Genomic DNA, 26,866 nt, shown 5'->3' with positions numbered 1-26,866 from the left:
CTATTCCTACCTGAGCAGCATCCTCAGCACAATGTTCTATAGTTAGAAGGGTTTTGGTTTAGCAACGACCACTTTTAGCAATGAAAGCAGGAGACGAGCAGATGTCAGAAAAACACCACGACCCACACAGCCGACAGGCTCCGGTACACGATAGCGACGAAGCAAAACCGGGCCTCGATTCACTGGCGCCAGAAGACCGTGAGTGGCGCCCTACCCCCCAGCCAACCGCCCCCGGGGAAGAGCCGACGGCGCCGGGTAGCCTGAAAGCGCCGGATACCCACAGCATTAAATTAGATACCCTCGAGCCGCAGCGTAAAGGTGGTGAAAACTTCCCGCTGACCACCAATCAGGGGGTACGCATCGCCGACGATCAAAATTCGTTGCGCGCCGGCAACCGCGGACCAACGTTGCTGGAAGATTTTATCCTGCGTGAGAAAATTACCCACTTTGACCATGAACGCATTCCCGAGCGTATCGTTCATGCTCGCGGTTCCGCCGCACACGGCTATTTCCAGCCTTACAAAAGCCTGAAAGAAATTACCAAAGCCGATTTTCTGTCCGCGCCGGAAAAAATCACCCCCGTTTTTGTCCGCTTCTCTACCGTTCAGGGCGGCGCGGGTTCAGCCGATACCGTGCGCGATATCCGCGGCTTCGCCACCAAATTCTATACCGAAGAGGGCATTTTCGACCTGGTGGGCAACAACACGCCAATTTTCTTTATCCAGGATGCGATTAAATTTCCCGACTTTGTTCATGCGGTGAAACCCGAACCGCACTGGGCAATCCCGCAGGGACAAAGCGCCCATGACACCTTCTGGGATTATGTTTCGCTACAGCCGGAAACGCTGCATAACGTCATGTGGGCGATGTCCGACCGCGGCCTGCCGCGCAGCTATCGCACGATGGAAGGTTTCGGTATTCATACCTTCCGCCTGATTAACGCCGAAGGGAAGGCTACCTTTGTGCGCTTCCACTGGAAGCCGGTGGCCGGTAAAGCATCACTGGTATGGGATGAGGCGCAGAAATTAACAGGCCGCGATCCGGACTTCCATCGCCGCGATCTGTGGGAAGCCATCGAGGCTGGCGATTATCCGGAATTCGAGCTCGGCCTGCAGTTAATTCCGGAGGAAAACGAGTTCAATTTTGACTTCGATCTGCTGGATCCGACCAAGCTCATTCCGGAAGCGCTGGTGCCCGTTCAACGAGTCGGCAAAATGGTGCTTAACCGTAACCCCGACAACTTCTTCGCTGAGAACGAACAGGCGGCATTCCATCCGGGTCATATTGTGCCGGGTATCGATTTTAGTAACGATCCGCTGTTACAAGGGCGACTCTTCTCCTATACCGATACGCAAATTAGCCGCCTCGGTGGGCCAAATTTCCACGAAATTCCGATTAACCGCCCTACCTGCCCGTATCATAATTTCCAGCGTGACGGCATGCACCGAATGGAGATTGATACCAATCCGGCAAACTATGAACCCAACTCTATCAACGATAACTGGCCTCGTGAAACGCCGCCGGCGCCGAAACGCGGCGGCTTTGAATCGCTGGCGGAACGCGTTGATGGCGAGAAAATCCGTAACCGTAGCCCCTCCTTCGGCGAGTACTACGCCCAGCCTCGCCTGTTCTGGCTCAGCCAGACGCCGATTGAGCAGCAGCACATTATCGGCGGCTTTAGTTTTGAGCTGAGCAAAGTGGTCAGAGTCTGGATCCGCGAGCGGGTGGTCGATCATCTGGAGCATATTGATATCGGGCTGGCGGAAGCGGTAGCCAACAATCTCGGTATCGAACTCAGCGATGAGCAGCGGAATATAGCGCCGCCTGCGCCGGTTAACGGCGTGGAGAAAGACCCGACCCTCAGCCTTTACGCCGATGGCGATGGCGACGTAAAAGGACGAATTGTCGCGGTATTACTCAACGAGAAGACCTGCGCGCAGGATGTACTCAACCTGCTACAGGCGCTACAGGCCAGAGGCGTTCACAGCAAACTGCTCTATTCGCGTATGGGCGAAGTCAGCGCCGATGATGGATCGATGCTACCGATCGCCGGAACCTTCGCTGGCTCGCCGTCGTTGACGGTTGATGCGGTTATCGTTCCCGGCGGCGATCTGAGCAGCATCAGCGATAACGGCGATGCCCGCTACTATCTGCTGGAAGCCTATAAGCATCTGAAGCCCATTTTACTGGCGGGCGATGCGCGGCAGTTTAGTTCGCTGCTACAGGTGCCCGCTACGGGTGAAGAAGGGGTTACCGAATGCGACGCGATTAACACGCTTAGCGTCGATAAACTGCTGACGCTACTGGCCGCGCATCGCGTCTGGTCAAGAAGCAGTAAAGTTGCGGCCATACCCGCGTAACAAAAAGCCCGGCAGTTATGGCTGCCGGGCTTTCCTCTCTTTATACGTCGCGATAGTTTCCGAGCCGGTAGCCACGTTCCGCAATAGCGTACTTCAGTTCGCCGGACGTCAGCACGTCCAGTTCGGTCAGCCGCGGATAGCAGTAAGCGCTGCACATAATGGTGTTATCGACAAATGCCGGATGACACATCACTTCCAGCGAGTTTTCCTGCCGTTCAATCGACGCATCCAGCGTCTGCAGGAACAGCGCTTGTGAAACCGCTTCACCATAAAATTCGCTGCTGAAGCCATCGCTACTGCGCGCCGCATCCTGGTCGAGGCCATTCAGCGCCGCCACCTGACGATCGATACGCAAAGCGACGCCCTTTTCGCGCACAAAGGCGGCGACAATGGGATAGATCTGCGCGATCATATGCACATGGTGGTGGCTGTCGATATGCGTTGGTTCGCAACCAAACAGTTCGATAAAACGCCGGTACTGACACTCCAGTTCGTGGGCGATCTCATCCAACGGCAGGCTGTCCTCTTCCGCCATCTGCCAAATCCATTTGCCCAACCGCCCGTCGCGGGTTAACCCCGGCATCGCCGATAATGGCTCGCCCAGCGTCAACACAAAGTGCATGCCTACCGCCAGCTCAGGCAGGCTACGGCTTAATTGGGCGGCGTGGCCGATAGCCGCGCCGTTGACCAACGCCGTAGTCGATGTCACCAGTCCATTCTTGCAGGCTTCGATAATGCCGTAATTCTGCCCTTTGCTCAGGCCATAATCATCGGCGTTAACGATCAATACGCGTTCCATCGGCCGCTCCCGTTACTGTTTCAGTTTTTCGATAGTCGCTGCAAAGTTCGGCAGCCACTTCTCATGGGCGAGGATCATCTCCCGCGCCAACTGTTCGGCATCACGATCCGAATGAATCAGCGGGCTTAAATTGAGCGCCAGCAGCACATCATTGAGCTCACCGCTCATTGCCGCCTGGCTGGCCGCCACTTCAAAGCCTTTGATGGTATAAATCAGCCCCAACACTTTTTCATCAAAATGCGTGATTCGCGGCGTGGGCTTCGCGCCGTCGCGGCCCAGCGTGCAGGTCATTTCTACCGCCCAGTCGGCCGGAATATTATCAACATGGCCATGGTGCGGAATATTCACATAGTGCTCGGCCTGCTTATCATTGTAGATGGCATTAATCACCTCGCAGGCGGCATCAGAGTAGTAAGCCCCGCCGCGCTGCTCAAGCTCCTTCGGCTTAATGTTCAGATCCGGATTTTTGTACAGTTCGAACAGCTGCTTTTCAACCTTCTGTACGACCTGAGCGCGCGCGCCGCCTTTGTAGTACTCGCCCATCTCAATCGCCAGCATCTCTTTCGGCTTGAAGTAATAAAGCAGATATGAGCATGGGATCAGGCGCAGTGAGCGAATCAGCCCTTCGCTAAACGGCAGGTCGAAGATATTTTTCACCGAGTTCGCGGTCAGACGGCCAGAAGCCACGCCGTCCAGTAGTTCATCGAAGCGCGACACGCCATTGACCAGCACATCGCGAACGAACACCAGGTGGTTAAGGCCGAACAGATCGATATTCAACTCATCGCTCGGGCTCAGTTGCAGCACATCGGTAATAAACATCTTCATACCGATTGGAATGTTGCACACGCCGATAAAGCGTTTGAAATTGGTATGGCGGTATACCGCCTCGGTGACCATACCCGCCGGGTTGGTAAAGTTAATGATCCACGCATCGGGGCAAATTTCCTGCACATCTTTGACGATATCGAAAATCACCGGGATGGTACGCAGACCTTTAAACAGACCGCCCGCACCGTTGGTTTCCTGGCCAAGATAGCCATGGCTTAGCGGGATACGTTCATCTTTTTCACGCGCTTTCAGCTGGCCAACGCGCAGCTGCGTGGTGACGAAATCCGCCCCTTCCAGCGCCGCGCGGCGATCGAGAGTTTTGTAGACTTTCATCGGCACGCCGGCTTTTTCCACCATCCGCTGGCACAGCGCATGGATGATATCGAGCTTTTCCTGCCCTTCTTCCACGTCCACCAGCCACAGTTCCGTTACCGGCAGCTCGTGATAGCGTTTGAGGAAACCTTCCAGTAATTCCGGGGTATAGCTGCTGCCGCCGCCAATAGTCACGACTTTTAATTTCTGGCTCATATCTCTCTCCCTTAGGCGCTACGCGTAGACGTAGACCGCTCTCCGCATAAATGCGGACAGTTAACTTGAATGAATAAACCGCGCGGTAAATACCGCTGCGAGTTAATTAATATTGGTCAGTTGTTTGCGATAACTGCTTGGCGTAAATGAAGTCAGCCTTTTGAACGTTTTAATAAACAGACTTGGGCTGCTATATCCTGATTCATACGCAATATCAGTGACCGAATAGTTGGTGATTTCCAGCTGTTTTTTCGCGAAATTGATGCGGATATCATTAATGATCTGCATCGGCGTCTTACCATAATAGCGCTGGGTCGCCCGGGTTAAATATTCTTGCGTTTTCCCGGACAATTGCACCATATTTTCCAGCGCGCTTTCGCCAAATTTATTTTTATCGTGCATATCCTCTACGGTATTTTTCAGCCAGTGAGGGATCACATCTTCAACGGGCTCTTCACGATAATGACGCAAGCGGTTAATGGTGTAAAACGAGACCAGTTCAATAAATTCGTCAAATTCAGTCTCGCGAAAATTCAGTGAAGCAATAACCGACTCGATATAGCTGAGAAAGGCGCTTTGCACCGCATAGACCTGAGAGGCGACCAGCCCGAACGGCAGCAGCGGCAGATAATGTTTCTCAAAGAAGCGTCTGCTGATGCCAACGTTAAGAATGCGCGTCGCACCAAATTCATAAAAGCTCTGATGGTGCGACCCCATTGGGATGAAAACAAAATCCCCGCGCTCCAGCAGCACCCGTTTGCCATTAATTTCCTGATAATAGCGCCCGGTTAAAACGATAGTGAACTCGTAGTAATCATGCTGGTGAAGCCCGCTCACGCTCTCCGTTTTGTTATAGATGACCACATGAAAGTTTTTCCCGTTGAAGAGCTGTTGTTCCCTGGCGGTACTGATCTCTGTGGTCATCATTTTCGGCTGCCTCATCGTTCGGATAGCCTATTGTACCTTCTCGTGCAGCTCGATCAATTCGGCCACCAGTTCACGGGCCAGCATTGAGGTCATCAGATGATCCTGCGCATGAACCAGCACCAGACTCACCTTCATCTTGCCCTCGCCTTCATCGCTTTCAATAAGCTGGGTCTGGACGCGATGCGCTTCACTCAGCGCCATTCGCGATTGCTCCATCATCGATTTCGCGGCGGCAAAATCTCCCTGCTTCGCCTGCTTCAGCGCCGCATAGGCCAGGCTACGCGCCTGTCCGGAGTTGATAATCAGCCCCATCACCACCTCTTCGAGGTCATTTTCCGGGGTTTCTACCGCGTCGATGTTATCCAGATCAAACATAATATTTCCCTCGTTTCTCAGGCGGTACGGGGAGAGCCCGTACCGCTCGACATCAGAATTTCAGTGCGTTAGCAATATCTTCTTCGCTTTCTTCCTGCTCGATGGTGCTCTGCGCTTTGTTCGACAGGATGACGAACGGCAGGTACACGGCAGTAGCGACACAAAGGTTGAAGAGCGCGACCAACAGGGCAGCAACGCTACCGTTACTGTTAAAGAAGGCCCCCAAACCGGTTGGCATCGTCCACGGCGCCAGGTTGGTCACTGGTGGGATAATGCCCAGGCTGTAAGCGGCCAGCGTAATCGCGGCCAGAATCGGTTGTACCAGCACGAACGGGATGAACATGACCGGGTTCATGATGATCGGCAGGCCGAACAGAATCGGTTCGTTAATCTGGAAGATGCCTGACGGCAGCGCCAGTTTAGCCACCTGACGATGATCGGCACGGCGAGAAGCGATGAAGATGGCGATAATCAGACCCAGCGTCGCACCGGAACCACCCAGCAGGATGTAGGAGTCGAGCATCGGCTTCGCCCAGAAGTGGAACTGTTTTCCGGCTTCAATGGCCGCGTCGACAGAGCCATACTGGTTATACAGCGCGATGTTTTCCAGCGCCCACGGCGTCATAATGCCGTTATCCAGCGCCGTCAGCGCCAGCGAACCGTGCACCCCGAAGAACCACAGCAGGGAGTTAAAGATAACGTACGCCCAGCCAACGACGCTGCCCATCGCCGCCAGCGGCGTGGAGATGGAGTCCATGATGATCTGATGGAAGTTGCTGCCGTAGTTTGACAGAATCCACGAAATAATGCCGAAGACCGACAAAATCAGGAAGCCCGGGATCAGCGCCGAGAAGGAGCGCGATACCGATGACGGCACGCTATCCGGCAGTTTGATGACCCAGTTGCGGCGAATGACAAAGGTGAACAGTTCCGCCACCACCAGGCCGATAATCATCCCGGAGATGATGTTCTGCCCGCCGAGCCAGTTGGCGCCGACGGCATAGGCTTCACCCACGCTATAAGGCGTGACGGTCATAAAGGCGGCGACCGCCAGCAGACCAGCTGCCATAGGGTCGACTTTACGCTCTTCGGCCAGCGCGGCGCCGATAAAGAACGGCGCCATCAGCGACATAATGCCCAACGTACCGTTGTAAACATTACCGCCGATGGCTTTAAAGCCGTTTAAGGTTTCAATGGTGGAGGCATCCAGGCGAATCCCCATTGAATAAAAGAAAGAACCTTCACCAAAGCTCAGAAAAACGTTGTTGATTAATACGAACATGGCCCCGGCGAGGGTCAGCGGCATTAATTTAATAAAGCCGTTTTTAATCGCATTAATGTGCGGTTGCTTTCCTATTTTAACTGCAAAAGGAAGGAGTACCTTTTCAAGCGAATCGATCACTTTACTCATAGTCAATACCCTTAAAAGCCGCAATAAAATATTACGGCGATGATGTATGAAATTACTCTTTGACGGGAAAATAAACTGTTGAATATAGTGGCGGCTAGTATTAATTAACGACCAGACGCCAACATATCGCGAGTTTAAAAAATAAAATTATTGTGCTGCAGCTTTCTTAATGGCCGCGACGGCCGCCTTCAATACACCTAAACCATCGACTTTACCGTACAGAATGGAATCAATGACCTCTACCGGCTTGTTTGGCAGCAGACGTTGAATTTCCGGCAGCATATAAGCGATTTGGGGTCCTAATAATACAACATCAGCTTCCGGTCCTTTTTCACCGGCCAGCGTTTCAGGATACGCTTCAATAATTACCGGGACTTCATACTTTTCCGCCTGGGCGCGCATTTTGGAGACCAGTAATGAAGTGGACATGCCAGCCGAGCAGAACAGATAGATATGTTTCTTTTCCATGAACGCTTCCTCAATGTGTAGGACCTGGGCTTCAGCAATGGCTGAGAGCCGGTAAGACTGGTAACTTGCGGTTAGTTTTGTTTATGCATTGAGTATACGGCAACATTTGGCGGCAGGATAATTCCCTGTTGAACAGAATTGTCTCTCATTGACCTCGCGTTTTGACTACCCTCACATTTCCCCCAAATAATTCGCGCAATTAAATAAGCATTAGCCGCCATAAAAAAGCCCGACCAATAGTCGGGCTTTCGTAGCTCTCAGCTTGTGACGCGTAGTTATTTGTTGTTACGCGGATCGGTGTCGTACTCGGCGCAGGTCTGGTAGCCGGAGTTCATCACGTGGCCGGTCTCGTCCAGCGCGACAAAGTAGGTTTCAATTTTACCATCCCGTTGACCCAGGATATAAGTCTGGCAGGTTCCGCGCGCGTGAATCATGGTGACTTCAGACGACGGTTTACCGGCAATCTGCATAACCTGGCTACGGGTCATGCCTTTTTTGACATCCTTAACAACTGGCTGTGTGAACTGGTCTTTGGTGCGGTCATAGGCCGTACACCCTGCCAGCATGGTTAATACTGCTGCTGCGCCCATCAATCCTGCTAATTTTTTGTTCATATTCCGTCCTCATTATGTAATCGGCGTGTTTTAAGCCTGGAATAAAAAGCGTTATTTTTCAAGCCAAACGTCGAATTCATGTAAATTCAGAACTTTTCTGGTAACCAGATGTGAGCAAAAAATCAGCGACGGAACGTACTCCACTACCGATGTTTTCCCGCACCATAAATAAATGCTATGCCATTGGTTGCCTTCTTTTCCGTCAGTCAGCGGTACCAGCCTTGTCGTTTCGGCAGCAAAGAGGTAGTTTTAGACCATGCTGGTTGCCATACAGGCTCACTTTCCGGAGGGCGTAATGACGCTTCAACAACAAATTATCCAGGCGCTGGGCGCGAAGCCGCAGATTGATGTCGAAGGCGAAATTCGACGCAGCGTGGATTTCCTGAAATCCTATCTGCAGACCTATCCGTTCATTAAATCACTGGTGCTCGGCATTAGCGGCGGCCAGGATTCCACCCTTACCGGCAAACTATGCCAGATGGCGATCGATGAGCTGCGGGCTGAAAGCGGCGATCGGAGCCTGCAATTTATCGCCGTACGCCTGCCCTATGGCATCCAGGCCGATGAGCAGGATTGCCAGGATGCCATCGAATTTATCCAGCCTGACCGTGTGCTGACCGTCAATATCAAAGGCGCGGTGCTGGCCAGCGAGCAGGCGTTGCGTGAAGCGGGTATTGAGCTGAGCGACTTTGTTCGCGGCAACGAGAAAGCCCGTGAGCGAATGAAAGCGCAATACAGTATCGCCGGCATGACCAAAGGCGTGGTCGTGGGAACAGACCATGCCGCAGAAGCGATCACCGGCTTCTTTACCAAATACGGCGATGGCGGTACCGACATTAACCCGATCTTCCGTCTCAATAAACGTCAGGGCAAACAACTACTGGCGCAGTTGGGCTGTCCTGAGCACCTTTATATGAAGCAGCCGACCGCCGACCTCGAAGATGACCGCCCTTCTCTGCCGGATGAAGTCGCGCTGGGCGTAACCTACGAAAATATTGATGACTATCTGGAAGGCAAAACGCTGGATGAGAACATCGCCAAAACCATCGAAGGCTGGTATCTGAAAACCGAGCATAAGCGCCGCCCGCCAATCACCGTCTTCGACGATTTCTGGAAGAAGTAACGGCTTCCCGACACCCCGGCCAGCGCCGGGGTTATTTTTTGTCCTTTTCGCCGCAAAACTCGCCTGCTATACTGGATGCATGCACAGTATCAGGAGTTGTTGTGGCCAGAAAACAATCTGCCCCGCGTCTGGAGTTTGAAGCGGCGGCAATCTATGAGTATCCCGAACATTTGCGCCCATGGCTGGAGGCCTTGCCAAAGCTGCCTGGGGTGTATCAGTTCCATGGTGAAAGCGAGACGCTGCCGCTTTATATCGGTAAGAGCGTGAATATCCGCAGCCGGGTGCTGTCGCATTTGCGTACCGCTGATGAGGCCTCCATGTTGCGCCAGGCGCGACGCATCAGTTGGCAACGCACCGCCGGTGAATTAGGCGCGCTGTTACTTGAAGCGCGGTTAATTAAAGAACAGCAGCCGCTGTTTAATAAACGACTGCGGCGTAATAAACAGCTCTGCTCCTGGCTGCTGGAGTCGGGTAAACCGCAAGTTGTGTATGCGCGAGAAGTCGATTTCTCCCATCAGCAGCACCTGTACGGCCTGTTCGCTAACCGCCGCGCGGCATTACAGGCGCTACAAACCATCGCCGATGAGCACCGTCTGTGTTATGGCATTCTGGGGCTGGAGCCGCTGAGTCGCGGGCGCGCCTGTTTTCGTTCCGCACTGGGGCGCTGCGCCGGCGCCTGCTGTGGTAAAGAGAGCGTCGAAGATCATAACCAGCGGCTGCTGGCGCAAATGAGTAAGCTTCGGCTGGTGTGCTGGCCGTGGGCGGGTCCGGTGGCGTTGGAAGAGCGCGGCCCGGATATGGTTCAGTACCATATCATTCATAACTGGCTGTGGCTGGGCGCGGTAGATTCACTGGCGCAAGCCGCTAAACTCACCACACTGCCTGCCGGTTTCGATCACGATGGCTACAAGATTCTTTGTAAGCCATTGCTCAGCGGTGAGTATCCGCTGCACCTTCTTGGCTAATGATTTCGCAAACGTAAAAAACCGCCGGCCCTGCCCAAAGCCTAATGGCAATGATTGGGCAAGACCGGCGGTCTTCATTCCGCGCGCTGAGTTACTCAGCAGGTGCAGGCATTTTACCTTCCGGCGCTTTACGTTCTGTCAGATGCTTCTCAAAATTCGCATTGAACTGTTTTTTCTGTTCTGGCGTCAGGATGTTGTAAATCTTGTTCTGGGTTTCCATGCGGGAAAGCATCATCTCTTTATGCTGTGCTTCCATCTTATCAATCTGCGCGCTGGCTTTCGCTTTGTCGAAAGTATCGCTGGCGATCAGATCGTGCATGGCGCGACGTTCGTCAAGGGACGGACGTTTCATGTTCTGGCGTTGGCTTTTCATGATGTCGCGAACCTGCTGCTTTTGCGCATCGGTCAGGTTCAAGTCTTTGAACATCATATCGTGATGACCCGGCATACCTTTATGGTGCATCATCGGTTTGCTGTCGGTTTGGGTGGTAGCGGTAGTATCGGCTGCGTGAGCCAGGTTAGCAGCACCCAGAGCCAGCGTAGAGGCAACAAACAGAGCAGTAATCTTCTTCATGGTTATGTCCTTACTATCAGTTATTCTGACGGCGCATTGCCGTGTTGACGAGATTAACTTTACGCGCTTTATCGTCAATTAGTCAGTGCAAGCGTAAAACAATGAAAGTGTAAAAAACATTTTCTCACCAATTGTGGAGAAAATAAGGAAAATGAGGAGGGATATGCAACAAAAAATAAATAACAGGCTGTTTTATAAGGAAACTGTGAAGATTATAAAACAGTGGAGATTAAAAACAAAGCATTTAACCAGGAATAATCTGCAAACCATATCAATGGCACAAATAAATAAGATTGGCGCGCAGTGATATTTCACTCGATATTCACAACCGCGAACTGCAACGGCTGTGAATAGTTAAGAAAGGAAATTACAACCGCTCCAGCATCAGCCCAGCCCGTAGCCCTGGCGCCACGCCGGGGTTGGGAAACAGCACGTACTCTTGCGCCTTTTCGACGACATAGCGCGTTTCGCCATCCTCCGCCAGCAGCGTCCCGGCGCTGAACGGCGTAAAATTGAGCGTCTCCCCCGACATATGCAACTGGAACTGGTCACTGTGGCGCGTGATCTGCTGCACCACCCGGTAGCGCAGCGGCGCAGTCGCTTCTTCCACCGCCAAATCGCCCACCAACAGCCTGCTTAACGCCCGCTGCGTCGCTGAGAACTGGGTTAAATCGTTGTCGCCAAAAGGCAGCGCTTTGCCCAACTCCAGCGTACAGGCCAGCGCGGCAAAACGTTCGCAACTAAAGTGGGTAAAGGTTCCCGCCGGTTGTTGATGGAACACCAGCGCCTCCAGCCCGGCCGCGCCAAGCCAGCTGAGAAAATCTTCGCTCCACGGCTCCTCGCGTGCCGGCAACACCCCAAAGCGCGGATGCAGCGAGCCGCGAATAGCGGTATGCATATCCAGATGCCAGCGCGCGCCATGGCTATCGCTAAAGAAACGCGTCACAGCGCTTTCTAACTGCCGCGCCCGCACCGTTTCCCCACTGGGCGCGAACTTGCGCCAGCGTTCGCCGAACATGCGGTTCATATCGCTATCGAGATAGCGTTTATTTTGCCGCAGCGCCGGCGGGTTGCCGAATATCACCAACACACGCCAGCGCAGCGGGAGTTCGCCGCTAAACAACTGCTGAAGCAAAGCGTTGACTATCTCCACCGGCGCGGTTTCATTGCCGTGAATACCGCAGGAGAGTACCAGTGAACGTTCGCAGCGCGCATGCGGGGTCAGCAGCAGGATGCCGCAATCGATCCAGTGCCAACGAAAATGGGCGGTTTCGCCATGAAAATGATGCGGCCAGCGCCCCGCCAGAGTTAGTGCCAGAAAGTCGTCCACGACGCCTCCTCTATTACTGAAACGGATCGAGGAAAACTCGCAGGGCCGAGAATCCCGGCCCCGCGAACTTTCATCAACTTGCCTGCGATGAAAAATCCAGACCCGGACTGAGCGTCTCCGGTAGCGCCAGTTCGGCAGATTCCAGGCTGGCCATCGGCCAGGCGCAATAATCGGCGGCGTACCAGGCGCCTGGACGATGATTTCCCGAGGCGCCGGTTCCGCCAAACGGCGCGGTACTGGCGGCGCCGGTCAGCGGCTTGTTCCAGTTGACTATCCCGGCGCGGGCTTCCAGCAACAGGCGCTCGAACTTATCGCGCTCGGCGGAAATCAATCCGCAGGAGAGACCAAAACGGGTGGCGTTAGCCATCGCGATCGCTTGCGCGAAATCGTCATAGCGCCACACGCACAACAGCGGGCCAAAGACTTCTTCATCCGCCACCTGCTGCACGTTGCTCATGTCGATGATCCCCGGCGTCAGCAGCGAAGTGCCGTCGCGCAACAGACGCGGCTCCAGTAACGTCTGTCCGCCGCTCGCCACGTGCCCAAGCCAGGCCTGATGCACCTTTTGCGCGGCCTGCGGCGATACCAGCCCGCCCAGGAACGGCTGCGGCTGCGCATCCCACTCGCCGGGAATAAGACGTTGTGACACCGTCACTAAACGCTGCAAAAACGCATCGCCCGTCGTGCCGCGCTTGACCAATAGGCGGCGCGCGCAGGTACAACGCTGCCCGGCGGTGATAAATGCCGACTGGATAGTCAGGTGAACCGCTGCGTCAATATCCTGCGGCTCGTCAACAATCAGCGGGTTATTGCCGCCCATTTCAAGGGCGAGGATTTTTTGCGGCTGCCCGGCCAGTTGACGATGCAGTTGGAAACCGGTCGCGGAGCTGCCGGTGAACAAGAGACCGTCGATATCCGCCTGCCCGCTCAGCGCCTCGCCGGTCTCCCGGCCGCCCTGCAGTAGATTCACGACTCCAGCGGGTAAGCCCGCCTCAGCCCACAGTTTAACCACCGCTTCGCCACTTTGCGGCGTAAGCTCGCTGGGTTTAAAGACGATGGTATTACCGGCGAGTAGCGCCGGTACGATGTGTCCGTTAGGTAAATGGCCCGGGAAGTTATACGGCCCGAACACCGCCAGTACCCCGTGGGGACGGTGGCGCAGGGTGGCGGCGCCGTCGGCCATCGCCGTCTCGCTCTCGCCGGTGCGGCTATGGTAGGCGCGCACTGAGATTGCCACCTTATTTATCATGGCGGTAATTTCCGTGGCCGCCTCCCAGCGTGGTTTACCGGTCTCAGCGGCAATAATCGCCGTCAGCTGGCTTTTGTTCGCTTCCAGCAGCGCCGCAAACTTCTCGACGATCCCCTGACGCGCGCTAAATGGCAGGCGGGCCCAGGCGGGAAAAGCCTGACGCGCGGCGCTAACCGCCAGCGCGACCTGCCCGGCGTCGGCGTCATTTCCCTGCCACAGCAGCGCCTGGTTGACCGGGTTATATTTACTGCGCTGCGGGCCACGCCCGCTTTGCCATTCGCCGTTAATCCATAAACTCATGATGCTTTCTCCTCCGGGATCAGGCGGACCATCCGTACGCGGTCGCCTGGATGGCATTTCAGCGTATCCAGCTCACGCGCGCTCAGCAGCAACGTTTCGCTATCCGGGTCGGCATGGACCAGGATGGCGCGGAACTGCTGATACTGCTCGTTGGTGACCAGACACTGCGGCCACTCTCCAGGCGCAGGCTGCCCTTCTTCCACCGTCAGCAGGCGGCTTTTGCGTATCGCCCGCACCCGGTCGATTTCGCACTCCAGCGTCGGGCCGCCGTCGAAAATGTCGATGTAGTTGTTAAAACGGAAGCCTTCTTTTTCCAGTACCGCACGCGCAGGCGCCGTTTGCGGATGAACCTGGCCGATGACCGCCCGCGCTTCATCGGAGAGAAAGTCGATATATAACGGATGTTTTGGCATTAGTGCGGCGATAAACGCTTTTTTACCGGTGCCGGAGAGATAGTCGGCGCGGGAAAATTCAATCGCGAAGAAGCGCTTGCCGAGGCTTTCCCAGAACGGCGAATAGCCATGCTCATCAATCACGCCGCGCATCTCGGCAACCACTTTGTCATTAAAGCGGTCGCGGAAACCGGCCATAAACAGCAGTCGCGATTTCGACAACAGGTAGCCGTTACCCTCTTTACGCCATGCCGGATCGAGAAACAGCGTGCAGAGTTCGCTACAGCCGGTGTGATCGTTGCTAAGGAACAGCGTCGGCAGCGCGTGATAAACGTTGAGCTCTTTTGATGCATGTACCTGCGTGCCGACCCGATAGTTGTACCAGGGATCGTTGAGGCCAACGGCGACTTCAATCGCGCAGATCCCAACGACCGCGCCGCTGACGCTATCTTCCAGCACAAAGACATAGCCCTGTTCGCTTTTCGGCAGTTCGCCGCGCCAGGTCCGCTGGGAGCGTTCAATGCGGGCAGCCAACGTGGGTTCGTCCGCCGGCAGCGACGTCAGGCCGCCGCCGGTTTCTCCCGCCAGGGCCATCAGCCCCGGCAAATCGGCTTTTTCAACCGGTCGGATCACCATCATGATGAAACTCCCGCAAGGAAGTGACGGCAGGCCAGCTCAAAGCGATCGAGACCGGTGTTCACCTCTTCCTCGCTCACGTTAAGGGCCGGAGCGAAGCGAACGACGTTTGCCCCGGCAATCAGTACCATCAGCCCGTCTTCCGCCGCCTGGGTACTAATGGCTTTAGCTTTCCCGGCATATTCGTCGTTCAGTACACAGCCAATCAGCAGCCCCAGTCCGCGAATTTCCTTGAACAGGCCGTATTTGGCGTTAATCGCGCTCAGGCGTTCGCTAAACCACTGGTGACGCTGTTTAACGCCGTTCAAAAGCGTCGGGGTATTGACGATAGACAGTAACTCCCCGGCAACAGCGGTGGCGAGTGGGTTACCACCGTAGGTCGTGCCATGGGTGCCGACGGTCATCACGCTGGCGCATTTTTCCGTCGCCAACAGCGCGCCGATCGGGAAGCCGCCGCCCAGCGCTTTCGCCGTCGACAGGACATCCGGCGTCACCCCGTAGTGCATATAGGCATACAATTCGCCGGTACGACCGACGCCAGTTTGAACCTCATCAAAAATCAGTAGCGCGTTGTGCTGATCGCACAGTTCACGCAGGCCGCGCAAAAATTCCGCTTTCGCCGGCACCACGCCGCCCTCGCCCTGCATCGGCTCGACGATCACCGCGCAGGTGTCGTCATTAATCAGCGCCCGCGCCGAGTCGAGGTCGTTATAGGTAGCATGTTGGATCTGCGGCGGCAGCGGCGCAAAATCCTGCGAATAGGAAGGTTGGCCACCTGCAGATACGGTGAACAACGTGCGTCCGTGGAAGGCGTTTTTGAACGCGACAATGCCGCTTTTGTGGCTGCCGTAATGATCGTGGGCGTATTTACGCGCCAGTTTCAGCGCCGCTTCGTTGGCTTCGGCGCCGGAGTTACAAAAGAAAACGCGGTCGGCAAAAGTGGCGTCGATAAGCTTTTTGGCAAGGCGCAGCGCCGGTTCGTTGGTATAGCCGTTACCGGTATGCCAGAATTTTCCCGCCTGCTCGGTCAGCGCTTTTACTAGCTGTGGATTAGCGTGTCCCAGCGCATTCACCGCGATACCGCCGGCAAAATCGATATACTCTTTCCCCTGCTGATCCCACAACCGTGAACCTTCGCCGCGTACCGGAATAAAAGCCGCCGGCGCATATACCGGCATCATCCATTGATCAAAATTGCTACGCGTAATTGACTGAGACATATCGACCTCTTCCGGTAAATTAAAAGTAAGCACAATGTTAAAATTTATGAGTTATTACGCTGTAAATGTAGATTGCACGCATCGTGCCAGCCAGAGGCAAAAATGCATAAATTGAGCTCAATCACGCGATATCAATGAGTTACAGATACTAACTATTCAATAAAAATGCATAATTAGTGAATAATCATCAAATAAACGGCGCTGGATAGAGGAAAACGACGAGAAGTTATGCAGCGATAAGATATAATTCTGTAATTGTGATCCTCTACGAAATTTATCGTAGATATCTGCGCTTTTTTGGCGCGACATGCGCCAAAACGGTGCATAATTTGTGCGATTCGCTCGCCAACCGCAGTAATCGGTAGAATTAACCACCTGTCGGCAGCCACCATGATGAAATTCTGCTAACATCCTTGCACTATTCACCTTGCACAGTGGCAGCGACTATGAAATTCATCTCTTTTAATATCAACGGCCTGCGTGCCCGCCCCCATCAACTGGCCGCCATCGTCGATAAACATCAGCCCGATGTTATCGGCCTCCAGGAAACCAAAGTACACGACGATATGTTTCCTCTCGAAGAGGTGGCAAAGCTGGGTTACAACGTCTTTTACCATGGGCAAAAAGGCCATTACGGCGTCGCGCTGCTGACCAAAGAGACTCCGATAGCCGTGCGTCGCGGCTTCCCGGGCGACGGCGAAGATGCGCAACGCCGCATCATCATGGCGGAAATTCCCTCGCCGTTTGGTAATGTCACGGTAATTAACGGCTATTTCCCGCAAGGAGAGAGCCGTGACCACGAGACTAAATTTCCGGCGAAAGCGGCGTTTTATCAGAATCTGCAGAACTACCTCGATACCGAGTTGAACAAAGAAAATCCGGTGCTTATCATGGGCGATATGAACATTAGCCCTACCGATCTTGATATCGGCATTGGCGAAGAGAACCGTAAGCGCTGGCTGCGCACCGGTAAATGTTCCTTCCTGCCGGAAGAGCGTGAATGGATGGATCGCCTGCTGGGCTGGGGCCTGGTCGATACCTGGCGTCACGCCAACCCCGATAATCATGACCGCTTTTCATGGTTCGATTACCGCTCTAAAGGTTTTGATGACAACCGCGGTCTGCGTATCGACCTGCTGCTGGCAAGCTCGCCGCTGGCTCAGCGCTGCGTCGAAACCGGCATCGATTACGACATCCGCGGGATGGAAAAGCCTTCCGATCATGCGCCGGTATGGGCAACCTTTAAACCATAACTCTTCTTTGGGGCTCCGGCGCGGAGCCCCGCTATCCTGAGCAAAATCAATAAAGTGAACGGTATACATTGTCGCTCGCGGCAATTTACTATACTGTCGCGCGCACCCGGCGTTTCCTGCCGGACAAAACGAAGACAGGAGACCCTCATGCAAAAGAAGCCGTTACCCGACACGCTATAAACTGCTGTTTGCCGTACTCCTGTTTGCCCTACTGGCATGGCTTGTTCAGCACGCCGGGCTGACGAGACTGTTCAGCCACCTTCACGATCTTCAATTGCTTATTCTGCACAGCGGTAGCGCAGGTTATGCGCTTTATATCCTGCTGTTTATCATCGCCACCTTGTGTCTGATGCCAGGCAGCGCGTTAGTCATCGTCGGCGGTATGATATTCGGCCCCTGGTTGGGCACGCTACTCTCGCTTATCGCCGCGACTGTCGCCTCATCGCTGTCGTTCCTGCTGGCCCGCTGGCTGGGTCGCGAAGCGCTACAGCGCTATTGCGGTCACCACGCCGTTTTTCAGGCGTTCGAGCGCGGTATTGCCCACAGCGGCTGCGATTTTCTGATTTTCACCAGGCTGGTGCCGCTGTTCCCTTATAATCTGCAGAATTATGCTTATGGGCTGACGGCGATCCCCTTCTGGTCCTTTACGTTTATCTCCACCATCGCCACCCTACCGGGATTGTTTATTTATACTTTTATGGCTAGCGAACTGGCCCGCGATGGCATCACCCTGGCTTTTATTGGCAAACTCAGCATTGCCGGCCTGATGCTCTTTGTATTAACTCAGGCCGCCAGACGTTATGGCCGCTATAAACGCATTAGTGTCGCAACATCCGCGGTAAGCGATAAAAATGGATAACAGAAAACGGCTGTGGCTCTTACGCGGCGCTATCATCCTGCTGGCACTGGCAGCGCTCGTCGGCTGGTGGTTAATACCGGGCGTACGCTCCTTTGTGCAACATAGCTTCAGCGCGTTTGCCACCCTCGATCAGCAAGCGCTGGAGCGTTTTATTCACGCTTATGGTCCGCTGGCAGCCCTGGTCTCTTTCGGGCTGATGATCCTGCAGGCGATTGTCGCGCCGCTGCCGGCATTTTTAATTACCTTTGCCAACGCTTCGCTGTTCGGCGCACTGTGGGGCGGTGTATTGTCATGGGTCAGCGCGATGGCTGGCGCGGCGTTGTGCTTTTTTATTGCCCGCGTACTGGGCCGTGAAGTGGTAGAAAAACTAACCGGCAAGGCGGTATTACAGAGCGTAGATGGTTTTTTTAGGCGCTACGGCAAGCACACCATCCTGGTTTGCCGCCTGCTGCCCTTCGTCCCTTTCGATCCGGTGAGTTACGCCGCTGGGCTAACCTCAATCCGCTTTCGCCATTTTATGTTTGCCACCGGCGTCGGCCAATTACCGGCGACTATCGTCTACTCGTGGGCCGGAAGCCTGCTGACGGGGGGGCTGTTCTGGCTGCTCAGCGGTTTATCTATTTTGTTCGCTTTAGCTATCGTAGTCGCGATAGTCAAAGCGCAATACGTTGCGCATCACAACAGGAAATCGCCATGAATCTACCGCCGTTAACGTCGATTCCATTGATCCTGCGCCCGCAGGCGTGGCTACACCGTCGCCATTATGGCGCGGTGCTCAGCCCTATCCGCTGGTGGGGGCGCATCCCGCTGGCGTTTTATCTGGTCTCCATGTTTGTCGGATATCTGGAACGCCGACGCTCGCCGCTCGATCCGCTGCTACGCTCGTTGGTGAGCGCCCGTATCGCCCAGCTGTGTCACTGTGAATTTTGCATTGATATCACCAGCATGAAACTGGCGCAGCGCGCAGGCGGCAGCGAAAAACTATTGGCGGTTAACGACTGGCGCAATAGCGGATTATTCAGCGATAGCGAACGGTTGGCGCTGGAATATGCCGAAGCGGCGAGCATGACGCCGCCCGCCGTCGATGATGCGCTGCGCGCCCGGCTAGCGCAGCAGTTCGATGCCCAGGCGTTAACCGAGCTAACCGCACTGATCGGCCTGCAAAATTTATCCGCACGCTTTAATTCCGCGCTGGCGATCCCGGCGCAGGGCCTGTGCCAAATCCCGAAGCCCGATGTTTCCGACACTCATCCCTAAGGAGTCAATATGCGCAGTCTGCGTTATTGTTTAATTTGGCTTGCCGCACTGCTGCTGGCCCCGACTCTCGCCAACGCCGACGAGAACTGGCAGAGCATCAGCCAGCAGGCACGCGGCCAGACGGTGTGGTTCAACGCCTGGGGCGGAGACCCGGCGGTTAACCGTTACCTCGACTGGGTCTGCGCCGAAGTGAAACGGGATTACGCCGTCGATCTGCGTATTGTACATATCGCCGATGCCGCCGATGCGGTCAAGCGTATTCAGACCGAGGCGCGTGCCGGGCGTTCCCGCGGCGGTTCAATCGATTTATTGTGGATTAATGGCGAGAATTTCCGCACATTGAAGCAGGCGAATTTACTGCGCAGCGACTGGGCCGAGAAGCTGCCTAACTGGCGCTACGTCGATACGCGAAAACCGGTTCGGGAAGATTTCTCCATCGCCACCGACGGAGCGGAATCCCCGTGGGGCAGCGCGCAGCTGACTTTTATCGCCCGCCGATCGCAGCTGGCTCAACCACCGGACAGCGCACAAGCGCTACTGGCTTTCGCCACAGCACATCCAGGCAGCGTCACCTATCCGCGGCCGCCGGATTTTACCGGCACCGCTTTCCTTGAGCAGTTGCTGGTTGCGTTGACCGATCGGCCAGAGGCCCTGCGCCAGCCGCCGCAGGAGACAAGTTTCGCCGCGGTGACCGCTCCGCTTTGGGCCTATCTCGACAGGCTACACCCGCTGCTCTGGCGCCAGGGCCGCGATTTTCCGCTGTCGCCGGCGCGGATGGACGCGATGCTGGCGCAAGGCACGCTACAACTATCGCTGACCTTCAATCCGCTGCATGGGCAGCAAAAAGCCGCCAGCGGCGAACTTCCGCCAGACAGTTATAGCTTCGGTTTTAAACAAGGGATGCTCGGCAACGTGCATTTTGTCGCCATCCCCGCCAACGCCCGCGCGACGGCGGGCGCACAGGTGGTGGCTAACTTCCTGCTGTCGCCGCAGGCTCAGCTACGCAAAGCCGATCCGCAGATCTGGGGCGATCCCAGCGTACTCGATCCCGAAAAACTCAACGACGCTCAGCGCGCCGCATTTTACGCCGTGCAGCCGAAAGCGACGCCGCCAATGCTGGCTGAACCGCACGCCGCCTGGGTTGACGCGCTGGAGCAGGAATGGTTGCGCCGCTACGGTACCCACTAATTGCGCTGACATGGGGAGCGATAGCGCTTATCTACCTCCCCCTGCTTCCCGCCGCCGCGCTGATGGCGATACCTGCCGTCGACGCCGCGGCCTGGCGGGCGCTATTTAGCGATCCGCAGTTGCCGCAGGCGCTGGCGGCGACGCTAGTCTCTACGCTGTTGGCGGTGGGCGGCGCGCTGTTCATCACCCTGATGGTGATTGGCGCATTATGGCCAGCTACTGGCTGGCAGCGCCTGGCGAGAAGATTACCGCTGCTGCTGGCGGTACCCCATGTCGCCTTCGCCACCGCCGCCTTGCTGCTATTTGCCGAAGGCGGCTGGCTGTATCGTCTGTTTCCCGCGTTGAGCCCACCGGTCGATCGCTACGGTATCGGGCTGGGCCTGACAATGGCGGTTAAAGAGAGCGCTTTTTTACTGTGGGTGGCGTATGGCGTACTGGGTGAAAAACAGCTGGCGGCCCAAAGCGTAGTGATGAAAACCCTCGGCTACAACCGCTGGCAATGTCTGCAGTGGATTATTGTGCCGGCACTGCTGCCATCGATGAGCCTTGTTCTGCTGGCCACCGTCGCCTGGAGTTTGTCGGCGGTGGATGTCGCTTTGGTGATCGGTCCGGGAAATCCGCCAACGCTGGCGGTACTGGCGTGGCAATGGCTTAATCAGGGCGATCCGCTGCAACAGGCGAAAGGCGCGCTGGCCAGCCTGCTGCTGCTGGCGTTCACGTTAATCTTCGCGGCCATCGCCTCGGTAGGCTGGCGCCGCTGGCGGCAAACTATTCCCGCACTATGCGGCAAGCGCGCCGCCCCCGCCAACGCTGCGACCGGACGTATTCTGGCGCAGGCGGTACCCGCCTGCGGTCTGGTTTGCGCGTTGTTGTTGGCTGGCATTTCACAATGGACGCAGCCAACGGCTGAGGCGATCGGCAACAGCCTCTGGCTGGCGTTAGGCGCGGCGATACTGGGGGCCGCGCTGTGCCTGCTGTGGCTGGAGTTCGGTCCCGTCAGATATAACGGACTATGGCTGCCATTAATCGTGCCGTCGCTGCCGCTTGCCGATGGTCAATATCAATTAGCGCTTGTGGGCTGGCTCGATGGTCAATTGATGACGGTATTATGGGGGCATCTGTTATGGGTCGTGCCATGGATGCTGTTTATCCTCTCCCCGGCGTGGCGTAATCTGGATCCACGGTTGCTATTGATTGCCCGTACGCTTGGCTGGCGGCGCGGACGCCTGTTCTGGTGGGTCAAACTGCCGTCAATGGCGCGACCGCTGCTTACCGCGCTGGCGGTCGGGTTTTCGGTGAGTATCGCGCAATATCTGCCGACCGTGTGGCTCGGCGGCGGACGGACGCCGACGTTGACCAGCGAAGCGGTCGCGCTGAGCAGCGGCGGCGACAGTACGCGGCTTGCCGCACAAGCGCTGTGGCAATTGCTGCTACCGGCGATCTGTTTTATGGTTACTGCGCTGATAGCCTGGTTTATAGGCCGTCGCCGCCGGGGATTACGCTAATGCTAACCGTTCACAATCTGACATTAACCCTCCACCGCCAACCGCTGTTGTGTGGGGTAAATTTTTCTGTCGCCCCCGGCGAGGTGTTGGCGCTGATGGGCCCTTCCGGCAGCGGTAAATCAACCCTTTTCGCCTGGATGATCGGCGCGCTTGCCGACACCTTTCGCGCCGAAGGTGAATTATGGCTCAACAAACGCCGCTGCGACGGGCTCGCCACTGAAGCGCGACGCATTGGCATCCTGTTTCAGGATGCGCTACTGTTTGACCACTTCAGCGTGGGGCACAATTTACAGCTCGCCCTGCCCGCTGAGATCCGCGGCGCGGCGCGCCAGAGCGAAGTTGAGCAAGCGCTGGCGCGCGCTGGCATGCCGGGGTTCGCCTCGCGCGATCCGGCCACGCTCTCCGGCGGACAGCGCGCGCGCGTCAGCCTGCTGCGCGCCCTGCTGGCGAGGCCGCAAGCGCTGCTGCTGGATGAGCCTTTTAATCGCCTGGATGCAGAACTTCGCGCCGATTTTCGCCAGTGGGTGTTTGCGGAAATTGACCGGCTGGCAATCCCGGCGGTGCTGGTGACTCACGACAGCCAGGATCTCCCACCGGGCGGACGCTGTATTAATATTGCCGCCTGGCAGGCAAATTCCGCCTAACCTGCGTTATCGCAAAGAAATTCCCTTATCAGGAGCAGAGAATGAGCCCTCCTCTTTCTACCGTCGGGCATTTCGATGAAACGTGTTTCTCAATTGACCGCACTCGCCCTGCTCATGGGGCTTGCTGCTTCCTCTACTTTCGCTGCTGATACCATGCCAACGCTGGACTTTTCAACGCTGCAACAGCTGCACGGCGTAGCGATAGACACCCGCTTCAGCGCTTTCTATAACGGTTGGCCGCAAAGCGCCAACGGCCCACAGGGCCATGAACCGCAGGCGCTAAACCTCTCCGCTACCTGGCTTGGCGCAATGAGCGACGAACAACTGCGTGCTTGGGCTACTCAGCACCGGCTGCAGGCCGATACGCCAATCGCGTTATATGGCGGCGCTGACGATAACGCCAGGGTTGCGGCGCGCCTGAAAGAAGCCGGATTCACCAAACTCAGCACGCTTAGCGACGCTTTCAGTCAGGGCGAGCGCCTGCAGAAGCTGCCGCACTTTGAGCAGCTGGTCTATCCGCAGTGGATCCACGATTTACAGCAAGGTAAAACCGTTACCGCCGCCCCGCAGGGCGACTGGAAACTGTTTGAAGTGGCCTGGGGCGCGCCGAAATTTTATCTGCTGAATCACATTCCCGGCGCCGGTTATATCGATACCAATGAAGTGGAAAGCGAGCCGCTGTGGAACAAAGTGTCCGATGAACAGCTAAAAGCGATGCTGGCTAAACACGGTATTCGCCATGACACCACGGTGATTCTGTACGGCCGCGACGTCTACGCCGCCGCGCGCGTCGCGCAGATCATGCTGTATGCCGGGGTGAAAGATGTCCGCCTGCTCGACGGCGGTTGGAAAAGCTGGTCCGACGCGAATCTGCCGGTCGAGCGCGGTATGCCAGACGCAGAAAAAGCGGTGACCGATTTCGGCGCGCCGATCCCCGGTCAGCCGCAGTTAATGCTCAATACCGAACAGGCGCGTGGGTTACTACACCGCCAGGATGCGTCGCTGGTCAGCGTCCGTTCGTGGCCGGAATTTATCGGCACCACCAGCGGCTACAGCTACATCAAGCCGAAGGGCGATATTGCCGGCGCCCGCTGGGGCCATGCCGGCAGCGATTCCACCCATATGGAAGACTTCCATAATCCGGACGGCACGATGCGCAGCGCCGACGATATCGCGGCGATGTGGAAACAGTGGAACATTCTGCCCAACCAGCAGGTCTCGTTTTACTGTGGCACAGGCTGGCGCGCCTCAGAGACCTTCATGTACGCCAGAGCGATGGGCTGGAAAAACGTCTCCGTTTACGACGGCGGCTGGTACGAATGGAGCGCTAATCCGCAAAATCCGGTAGCCACCGGCGAACGCGGCCCGGACAGCAGCAAATAATCCGCCTACTGAGGGAGGTTGTGGCTTTGCGCCTCCCTCAGCGTCAGGTAGCCGCTCCAGATACGGGTGAAGGTCGTCAGCCAGCATAACGCGCCGAAACACCACGCCAGCCAGGTGAAGTGCGCCGGAAACAGGCAACACAGCACAAATAGCAGGATTGTCTCCGTTCCTTCAGTCAACCCGCCAAGATAATAAAATGATTTATGCGCATAGCCCGGATTGGCAATTTGATGCTTTGCCGCGAGTGTCGCAAACGCCAGGAAACTGCTGCCGGTGCCGATAAACGCAAACAGCAGCCAGCCGCCCGCCAGCGCATTTTGCGCCGGGTCGGCAACAATAAAACCGAACGGCACCAGCGCGTAAAACAAAAAATCGAGCGAGATATCCAGAAATCCGCCGGCGTCGGTGAGACCACGCCGCCGCGCCAGCGCGCCATCCAGGCCATCCAGCAACCGGTTCAGCACAATGGCCGCCAGCGCGGCGCCGTACCAGCCGAGCGCCAGAAACGGCAGCGCCAGCACGCCGATAGCAAAACCGAAAAGCGTCAGGCCGTCAGGGGAGATCCCCGGACGATCGAGCCCGCGGGCGATGGCATTCAGGACGGGCTTCAATCGGGGATGCAGGCGGCTATCAAGCACGGTGACGCTCCATCAGGCTAAAAGGTTGTCGGTACAGGGGAAAGACGGAGATAATACGCCATTATAAGCAAGGCCGGTATTTGAATGATTCAGGACAACTATGCAAAAAATCATTGATGTTGTCGCCGCGATTATCGAACGCGACGGTAAAATCCTGCTGGCGCAGCGCCCGCCGCATGCCGATCAGCCTGGGCTGTGGGAGTTCGCCGGCGGCAAAGTCGAACATGGCGAAAGCCAGCCGCAGGCGTTAGCGCGCGAACTGGAAGAGGAGTTGGCTATCGTTGCGAGGCCAACCCGCTATATCGCCAGCCATCAACGGGAAGTCTCCGGACGTTTGATCCACCTGCATGCCTGGTGGATTGGCGAGTTTAGCGGTGAACCGGTCGCTCATTACCATAGCGAACTGCGCTGGTGTACGCCGTCGCAAGCATTAGAATTTGATCTGGCGCCGGCGGATATTCCTCTGCTGAATGCCTTTATCGCTCAACAGGCAGGTTAGTTTCTCCTCCCATCTTCGGCCTGGGTCATCGTTTTTAGTTATGACCCTTGTCGGATTATAAATTTTTCTCCGCGCTCAATTTTTCCTTGTCAGCCTAACTATTTCCGGTGTTATAGTCGGAAAATTGGCTTTTTCAAGGCCGTGTATAAAAAATAACAAGCAACCACAACCGTAAGGGGAAATTACATCTATGGATCAGGCGTGTACTCTGGAAAGTTTTCTCGCCCGCGTTCAACAGCGCGACCCGCATCAAACTGAATTCGCCCAAGCCGTCCGCGAAGTGATGACCACTCTGTGGCCGTTCCTTGAACAGAATCCGCGCTATCGTCAGCTCAATTTGCTGGAACGCCTGGTCGAACCGGAGCGCGTCATCCAGTTCCGCGTCGTCTGGGTTGACGATCGCAATCAGGTGCAGGTTAACCGCGCCTGGCGCGTGCAGTTTAACTCCGCGATTGGCCCATACAAAGGCGGCATGCGCTTCCACCCGTCGGTCAACCTGTCGATCCTTAAGTTCCTGGGCTTCGAACAGACCTTCAAAAACGCCCTCACCACGCTGCCGATGGGCGGCGGTAAAGGCGGCAGCGATTTCGACCCGAAAGGTAAAAGCGACGGCGAAGTGATGCGCTTCTGCCAGGCCTTGATGACGGAACTGTATCGTCACCTCGGCCCGGACACCGACGTACCCGCGGGCGACATCGGCGTTGGCGGCCGCGAAGTCGGCTTTATGGCCGGCATGATGCGCAAGCTTTCCAACAATAGCGCCTGCGTCTTCACCGGCAAAGGTCTCTCCTTCGGCGGCAGTCTCATCCGCCCGGAGGCTACCGGTTACGGTCTGGTTTACTTTACAGAAGCGATGCTCAAGCGCCACGGCCTGGGCTTCGAAGGGATGCGCGTCGCGGTATCCGGATCCGGCAACGTGGCGCAGTTCGCCATTGAGAAAGCCATGGAATTCGGCGCGCGCGTCATTACCGCTTCCGATTCCAACGGTACGGTGGTAGACGAAGCCGGCTTCACTAAAGAAAAACTGGCCCGTCTGATCGACATTAAAGAGCGCAGCCACGGTCGCGTTGCCGATTACGCGCGCGAATTCGGTCTGACCTACCTCGAAGGCCAGCAGCCGTGGTCAGTGCCGGTAGATATCGCGCTGCCGTGCGCGACCCAGAACGAACTGGATGTCGATGCCGCGCAAATGCTGATCGCCAATGGCGTTAAAGCGGTTGCCGAAGGCGCTAACATGCCCACCACCATTGCCGCCACCGATCTATTCCTCGATGCTGGCGTGCTGTTCGCGCCGGGCAAAGCTGCCAACGCCGGCGGCGTCGCCACATCCGGCCTTGAAATGGCGCAGAACGCCGCGCGTATGGGCTGGAAAGCGGAGAAAGTGGATGCGCGTTTGCATCACATCATGTTGGATATTCACCACGCCTGCGTCGAATACGGCGGTGAAGAGAAGCAGATCAACTACGTCCGCGGCGCCAATATCGCCGGCTTCGTCAAGGTCGCTGACGCCATGCTGGCGCAGGGTGTGATTTAATCTG

At 56.1% G+C, this 26,866-nt stretch carries 26 protein-coding genes and 1 pseudogene; 13 read left to right on the top strand and 14 right to left on the bottom strand.

Annotated elements, in window-relative coordinates:
* The first annotated feature begins 101 nt into the window (after positions 1 to 101).
* Positions 102 to 2,360: a catalase HPII gene (gene katE / locus ABLU86_RS04685; RefSeq protein ID WP_348795961.1), complete on the top strand. Its 2,259-nt coding sequence runs from the start codon at positions 102 to 104 to the stop codon at positions 2,358 to 2,360.
* 40 nt (positions 2,361 to 2,400) lie between these two features.
* Here the strand turns inward: katE and chbG are convergent, their stop codons facing one another.
* The 8 genes and pseudogenes from chbG to osmE all read right to left on the bottom strand — a co-directional run bounded on the left by chbG (position 2,401) and on the right by osmE (position 8,313).
* Positions 2,401 to 3,159 carry a chitin disaccharide deacetylase gene (chbG, locus tag ABLU86_RS04680; protein ID WP_116289335.1) on the bottom strand — a complete coding sequence of 253 codons (759 nt, stop codon included), beginning with the start codon at positions 3,157 to 3,159 and terminating at the stop codon, positions 2,401 to 2,403.
* Between the two features lie 12 nt (positions 3,160 to 3,171).
* Positions 3,172 to 4,518, bottom strand: a complete 1,347-nt coding sequence (locus ABLU86_RS04675; RefSeq protein ID WP_015366187.1) for a 6-phospho-beta-glucosidase — start codon at positions 4,516 to 4,518, stop codon at positions 3,172 to 3,174.
* A gap of 102 nt (positions 4,519 to 4,620) precedes the next feature.
* The gene (gene chbR / locus ABLU86_RS04670) at positions 4,621 to 5,460 is read right to left on the bottom strand and encodes a transcriptional regulator ChbR (RefSeq protein ID WP_026612280.1); all 840 of its coding nucleotides are present in this window, start codon (positions 5,458 to 5,460) and stop codon (positions 4,621 to 4,623) included.
* A 12-nt stretch (positions 5,461 to 5,472) separates the two neighbouring features.
* Positions 5,473 to 5,820, bottom strand: a complete 348-nt coding sequence (chbA, locus tag ABLU86_RS04665; protein WP_015366185.1) for a PTS N,N'-diacetylchitobiose transporter subunit IIA — start codon at positions 5,818 to 5,820, stop codon at positions 5,473 to 5,475.
* Positions 5,821 to 5,872: 52 nt separating this feature from the next.
* Positions 5,873 to 7,231 (bottom strand): PTS N,N'-diacetylchitobiose transporter subunit IIC, encoded by a 1,359-nt coding sequence (chbC, locus tag ABLU86_RS04660; protein WP_015366184.1) that lies wholly within the window; start codon positions 7,229 to 7,231, stop codon positions 5,873 to 5,875.
* A gap of 11 nt (positions 7,232 to 7,242) precedes the next feature.
* Positions 7,243 to 7,308, bottom strand: a pseudogene (locus ABLU86_RS04655) (hypothetical protein); the annotation flags it as partial.
* 70 nt (positions 7,309 to 7,378) lie between these two features.
* On the bottom strand, positions 7,379 to 7,699 hold the full coding sequence (chbB, locus tag ABLU86_RS04650) for a PTS N,N'-diacetylchitobiose transporter subunit IIB (protein ID WP_015366183.1): 321 nt from the start codon (positions 7,697 to 7,699) through the stop codon (positions 7,379 to 7,381).
* 275 nt (positions 7,700 to 7,974) lie between these two features.
* On the bottom strand, positions 7,975 to 8,313 hold the full coding sequence (osmE, locus tag ABLU86_RS04645; protein ID WP_015366182.1) for an osmotically-inducible lipoprotein OsmE: 339 nt from the start codon (positions 8,311 to 8,313) through the stop codon (positions 7,975 to 7,977).
* A 295-nt stretch (positions 8,314 to 8,608) separates the two neighbouring features.
* Between osmE and nadE the strand changes: the two genes are divergently transcribed.
* Complete coding sequence (nadE, locus tag ABLU86_RS04640; RefSeq protein ID WP_015366181.1) at positions 8,609 to 9,436, top strand: ammonia-dependent NAD(+) synthetase; 828 nt, start codon at positions 8,609 to 8,611, stop codon at positions 9,434 to 9,436.
* A gap of 101 nt (positions 9,437 to 9,537) precedes the next feature.
* Complete coding sequence (cho, locus tag ABLU86_RS04635) at positions 9,538 to 10,401, top strand: excinuclease Cho (RefSeq protein ID WP_348795960.1); 864 nt, start codon at positions 9,538 to 9,540, stop codon at positions 10,399 to 10,401.
* Positions 10,402 to 10,492: 91 nt separating this feature from the next.
* On the opposite strand, the gene spy is transcribed toward cho, so the two are convergent.
* From spy to ABLU86_RS04610, 5 genes are all read right to left on the bottom strand, one after another.
* Positions 10,493 to 10,975, bottom strand: coding sequence for an ATP-independent periplasmic protein-refolding chaperone Spy (spy, locus tag ABLU86_RS04630; RefSeq protein ID WP_015366179.1), 483 nt, complete (start codon positions 10,973 to 10,975; stop codon positions 10,493 to 10,495).
* A gap of 367 nt (positions 10,976 to 11,342) precedes the next feature.
* Positions 11,343 to 12,305, bottom strand: a complete 963-nt coding sequence (astE, locus tag ABLU86_RS04625) for a succinylglutamate desuccinylase (RefSeq protein WP_348795959.1) — start codon at positions 12,303 to 12,305, stop codon at positions 11,343 to 11,345.
* A gap of 73 nt (positions 12,306 to 12,378) precedes the next feature.
* Positions 12,379 to 13,854: a succinylglutamate-semialdehyde dehydrogenase gene (gene astD / locus ABLU86_RS04620; protein ID WP_048228879.1), complete on the bottom strand. Its 1,476-nt coding sequence runs from the start codon at positions 13,852 to 13,854 to the stop codon at positions 12,379 to 12,381.
* Entirely contained in the window at positions 13,851 to 14,885 is a 1,035-nt protein-coding gene (gene astA / locus ABLU86_RS04615) for an arginine N-succinyltransferase (protein WP_015366175.1), read from the bottom strand. Before astA ends, astD begins: the two co-directional genes overlap by 4 nt.
* Entirely contained in the window at positions 14,882 to 16,102 is a 1,221-nt protein-coding gene (locus ABLU86_RS04610; RefSeq protein ID WP_015705769.1) for an aspartate aminotransferase family protein, read from the bottom strand. The genes astA and ABLU86_RS04610 overlap by 4 nt, the downstream gene beginning before the upstream one ends.
* A gap of 446 nt (positions 16,103 to 16,548) precedes the next feature.
* On the opposite strand from ABLU86_RS04610, the gene xthA reads away from it, so the two are divergent.
* From xthA to ABLU86_RS04570, 8 genes are all read left to right on the top strand, one after another.
* Positions 16,549 to 17,355 carry an exodeoxyribonuclease III gene (gene xthA, locus ABLU86_RS04605; RefSeq protein WP_015366172.1) on the top strand — a complete coding sequence of 269 codons (807 nt, stop codon included), beginning with the start codon at positions 16,549 to 16,551 and terminating at the stop codon, positions 17,353 to 17,355.
* A 199-nt stretch (positions 17,356 to 17,554) separates the two neighbouring features.
* Positions 17,555 to 18,214: a TVP38/TMEM64 family protein gene (locus ABLU86_RS04600; protein ID WP_045360465.1), complete on the top strand. Its 660-nt coding sequence runs from the start codon at positions 17,555 to 17,557 to the stop codon at positions 18,212 to 18,214.
* Positions 18,207 to 18,911 (top strand): TVP38/TMEM64 family protein, encoded by a 705-nt coding sequence (locus ABLU86_RS04595; RefSeq protein WP_015366169.1) that lies wholly within the window; start codon positions 18,207 to 18,209, stop codon positions 18,909 to 18,911. The genes ABLU86_RS04600 and ABLU86_RS04595 overlap by 8 nt, the downstream gene beginning before the upstream one ends.
* Entirely contained in the window at positions 18,908 to 19,471 is a 564-nt protein-coding gene (locus ABLU86_RS04590) for a carboxymuconolactone decarboxylase family protein (RefSeq protein WP_015366168.1), read from the top strand. Before ABLU86_RS04595 ends, ABLU86_RS04590 begins: the two co-directional genes overlap by 4 nt.
* 9 nt (positions 19,472 to 19,480) lie before the next feature.
* On the top strand, positions 19,481 to 20,659 hold the full coding sequence (locus tag ABLU86_RS04585) for an ABC transporter substrate-binding protein (RefSeq protein ID WP_348795958.1): 1,179 nt from the start codon (positions 19,481 to 19,483) through the stop codon (positions 20,657 to 20,659).
* Positions 20,632 to 22,164, top strand: a complete 1,533-nt coding sequence (locus tag ABLU86_RS04580; RefSeq protein ID WP_042892709.1) for a thiamine ABC transporter permease — start codon at positions 20,632 to 20,634, stop codon at positions 22,162 to 22,164. The genes ABLU86_RS04585 and ABLU86_RS04580 overlap by 28 nt, the downstream gene beginning before the upstream one ends.
* Entirely contained in the window at positions 22,164 to 22,808 is a 645-nt protein-coding gene (locus tag ABLU86_RS04575; RefSeq protein WP_032711855.1) for an ATP-binding cassette domain-containing protein, read from the top strand. The genes ABLU86_RS04580 and ABLU86_RS04575 overlap by 1 nt, the downstream gene beginning before the upstream one ends.
* Before the next feature lie 75 nt (positions 22,809 to 22,883).
* Positions 22,884 to 24,191, top strand: coding sequence for a rhodanese-like domain-containing protein (locus ABLU86_RS04570; protein WP_042892712.1), 1,308 nt, complete (start codon positions 22,884 to 22,886; stop codon positions 24,189 to 24,191).
* A 5-nt stretch (positions 24,192 to 24,196) separates the two neighbouring features.
* Here ABLU86_RS04570 and ABLU86_RS04565 read toward each other — a convergent pair whose 3' ends face one another.
* Complete coding sequence (locus ABLU86_RS04565) at positions 24,197 to 24,829, bottom strand: CDP-alcohol phosphatidyltransferase family protein (RefSeq protein WP_020078548.1); 633 nt, start codon at positions 24,827 to 24,829, stop codon at positions 24,197 to 24,199.
* A gap of 100 nt (positions 24,830 to 24,929) precedes the next feature.
* Between ABLU86_RS04565 and ABLU86_RS04560 the strand changes: the two genes are divergently transcribed.
* Both ABLU86_RS04560 and gdhA read left to right on the top strand, forming a co-directional pair.
* On the top strand, positions 24,930 to 25,328 hold the full coding sequence (locus tag ABLU86_RS04560; protein WP_015366162.1) for a pyrimidine (deoxy)nucleoside triphosphate diphosphatase: 399 nt from the start codon (positions 24,930 to 24,932) through the stop codon (positions 25,326 to 25,328).
* 190 nt (positions 25,329 to 25,518) lie between these two features.
* Entirely contained in the window at positions 25,519 to 26,862 is a 1,344-nt protein-coding gene (gene gdhA / locus ABLU86_RS04555) for an NADP-specific glutamate dehydrogenase (protein WP_348795957.1), read from the top strand.
* The last annotated feature ends 4 nt before the right edge of the window (positions 26,863 to 26,866 follow it).

Source organism: Klebsiella sp. JN_Kp121, from assembly GCF_040062145.1.
GTDB classification, from domain to species: Bacteria; Pseudomonadota; Gammaproteobacteria; order Enterobacterales; family Enterobacteriaceae; genus Klebsiella; species Klebsiella aerogenes.
Note: the sequence above shows the minus strand (reverse complement) of the source record. Positions and strands in the feature narration are given on the sequence as shown.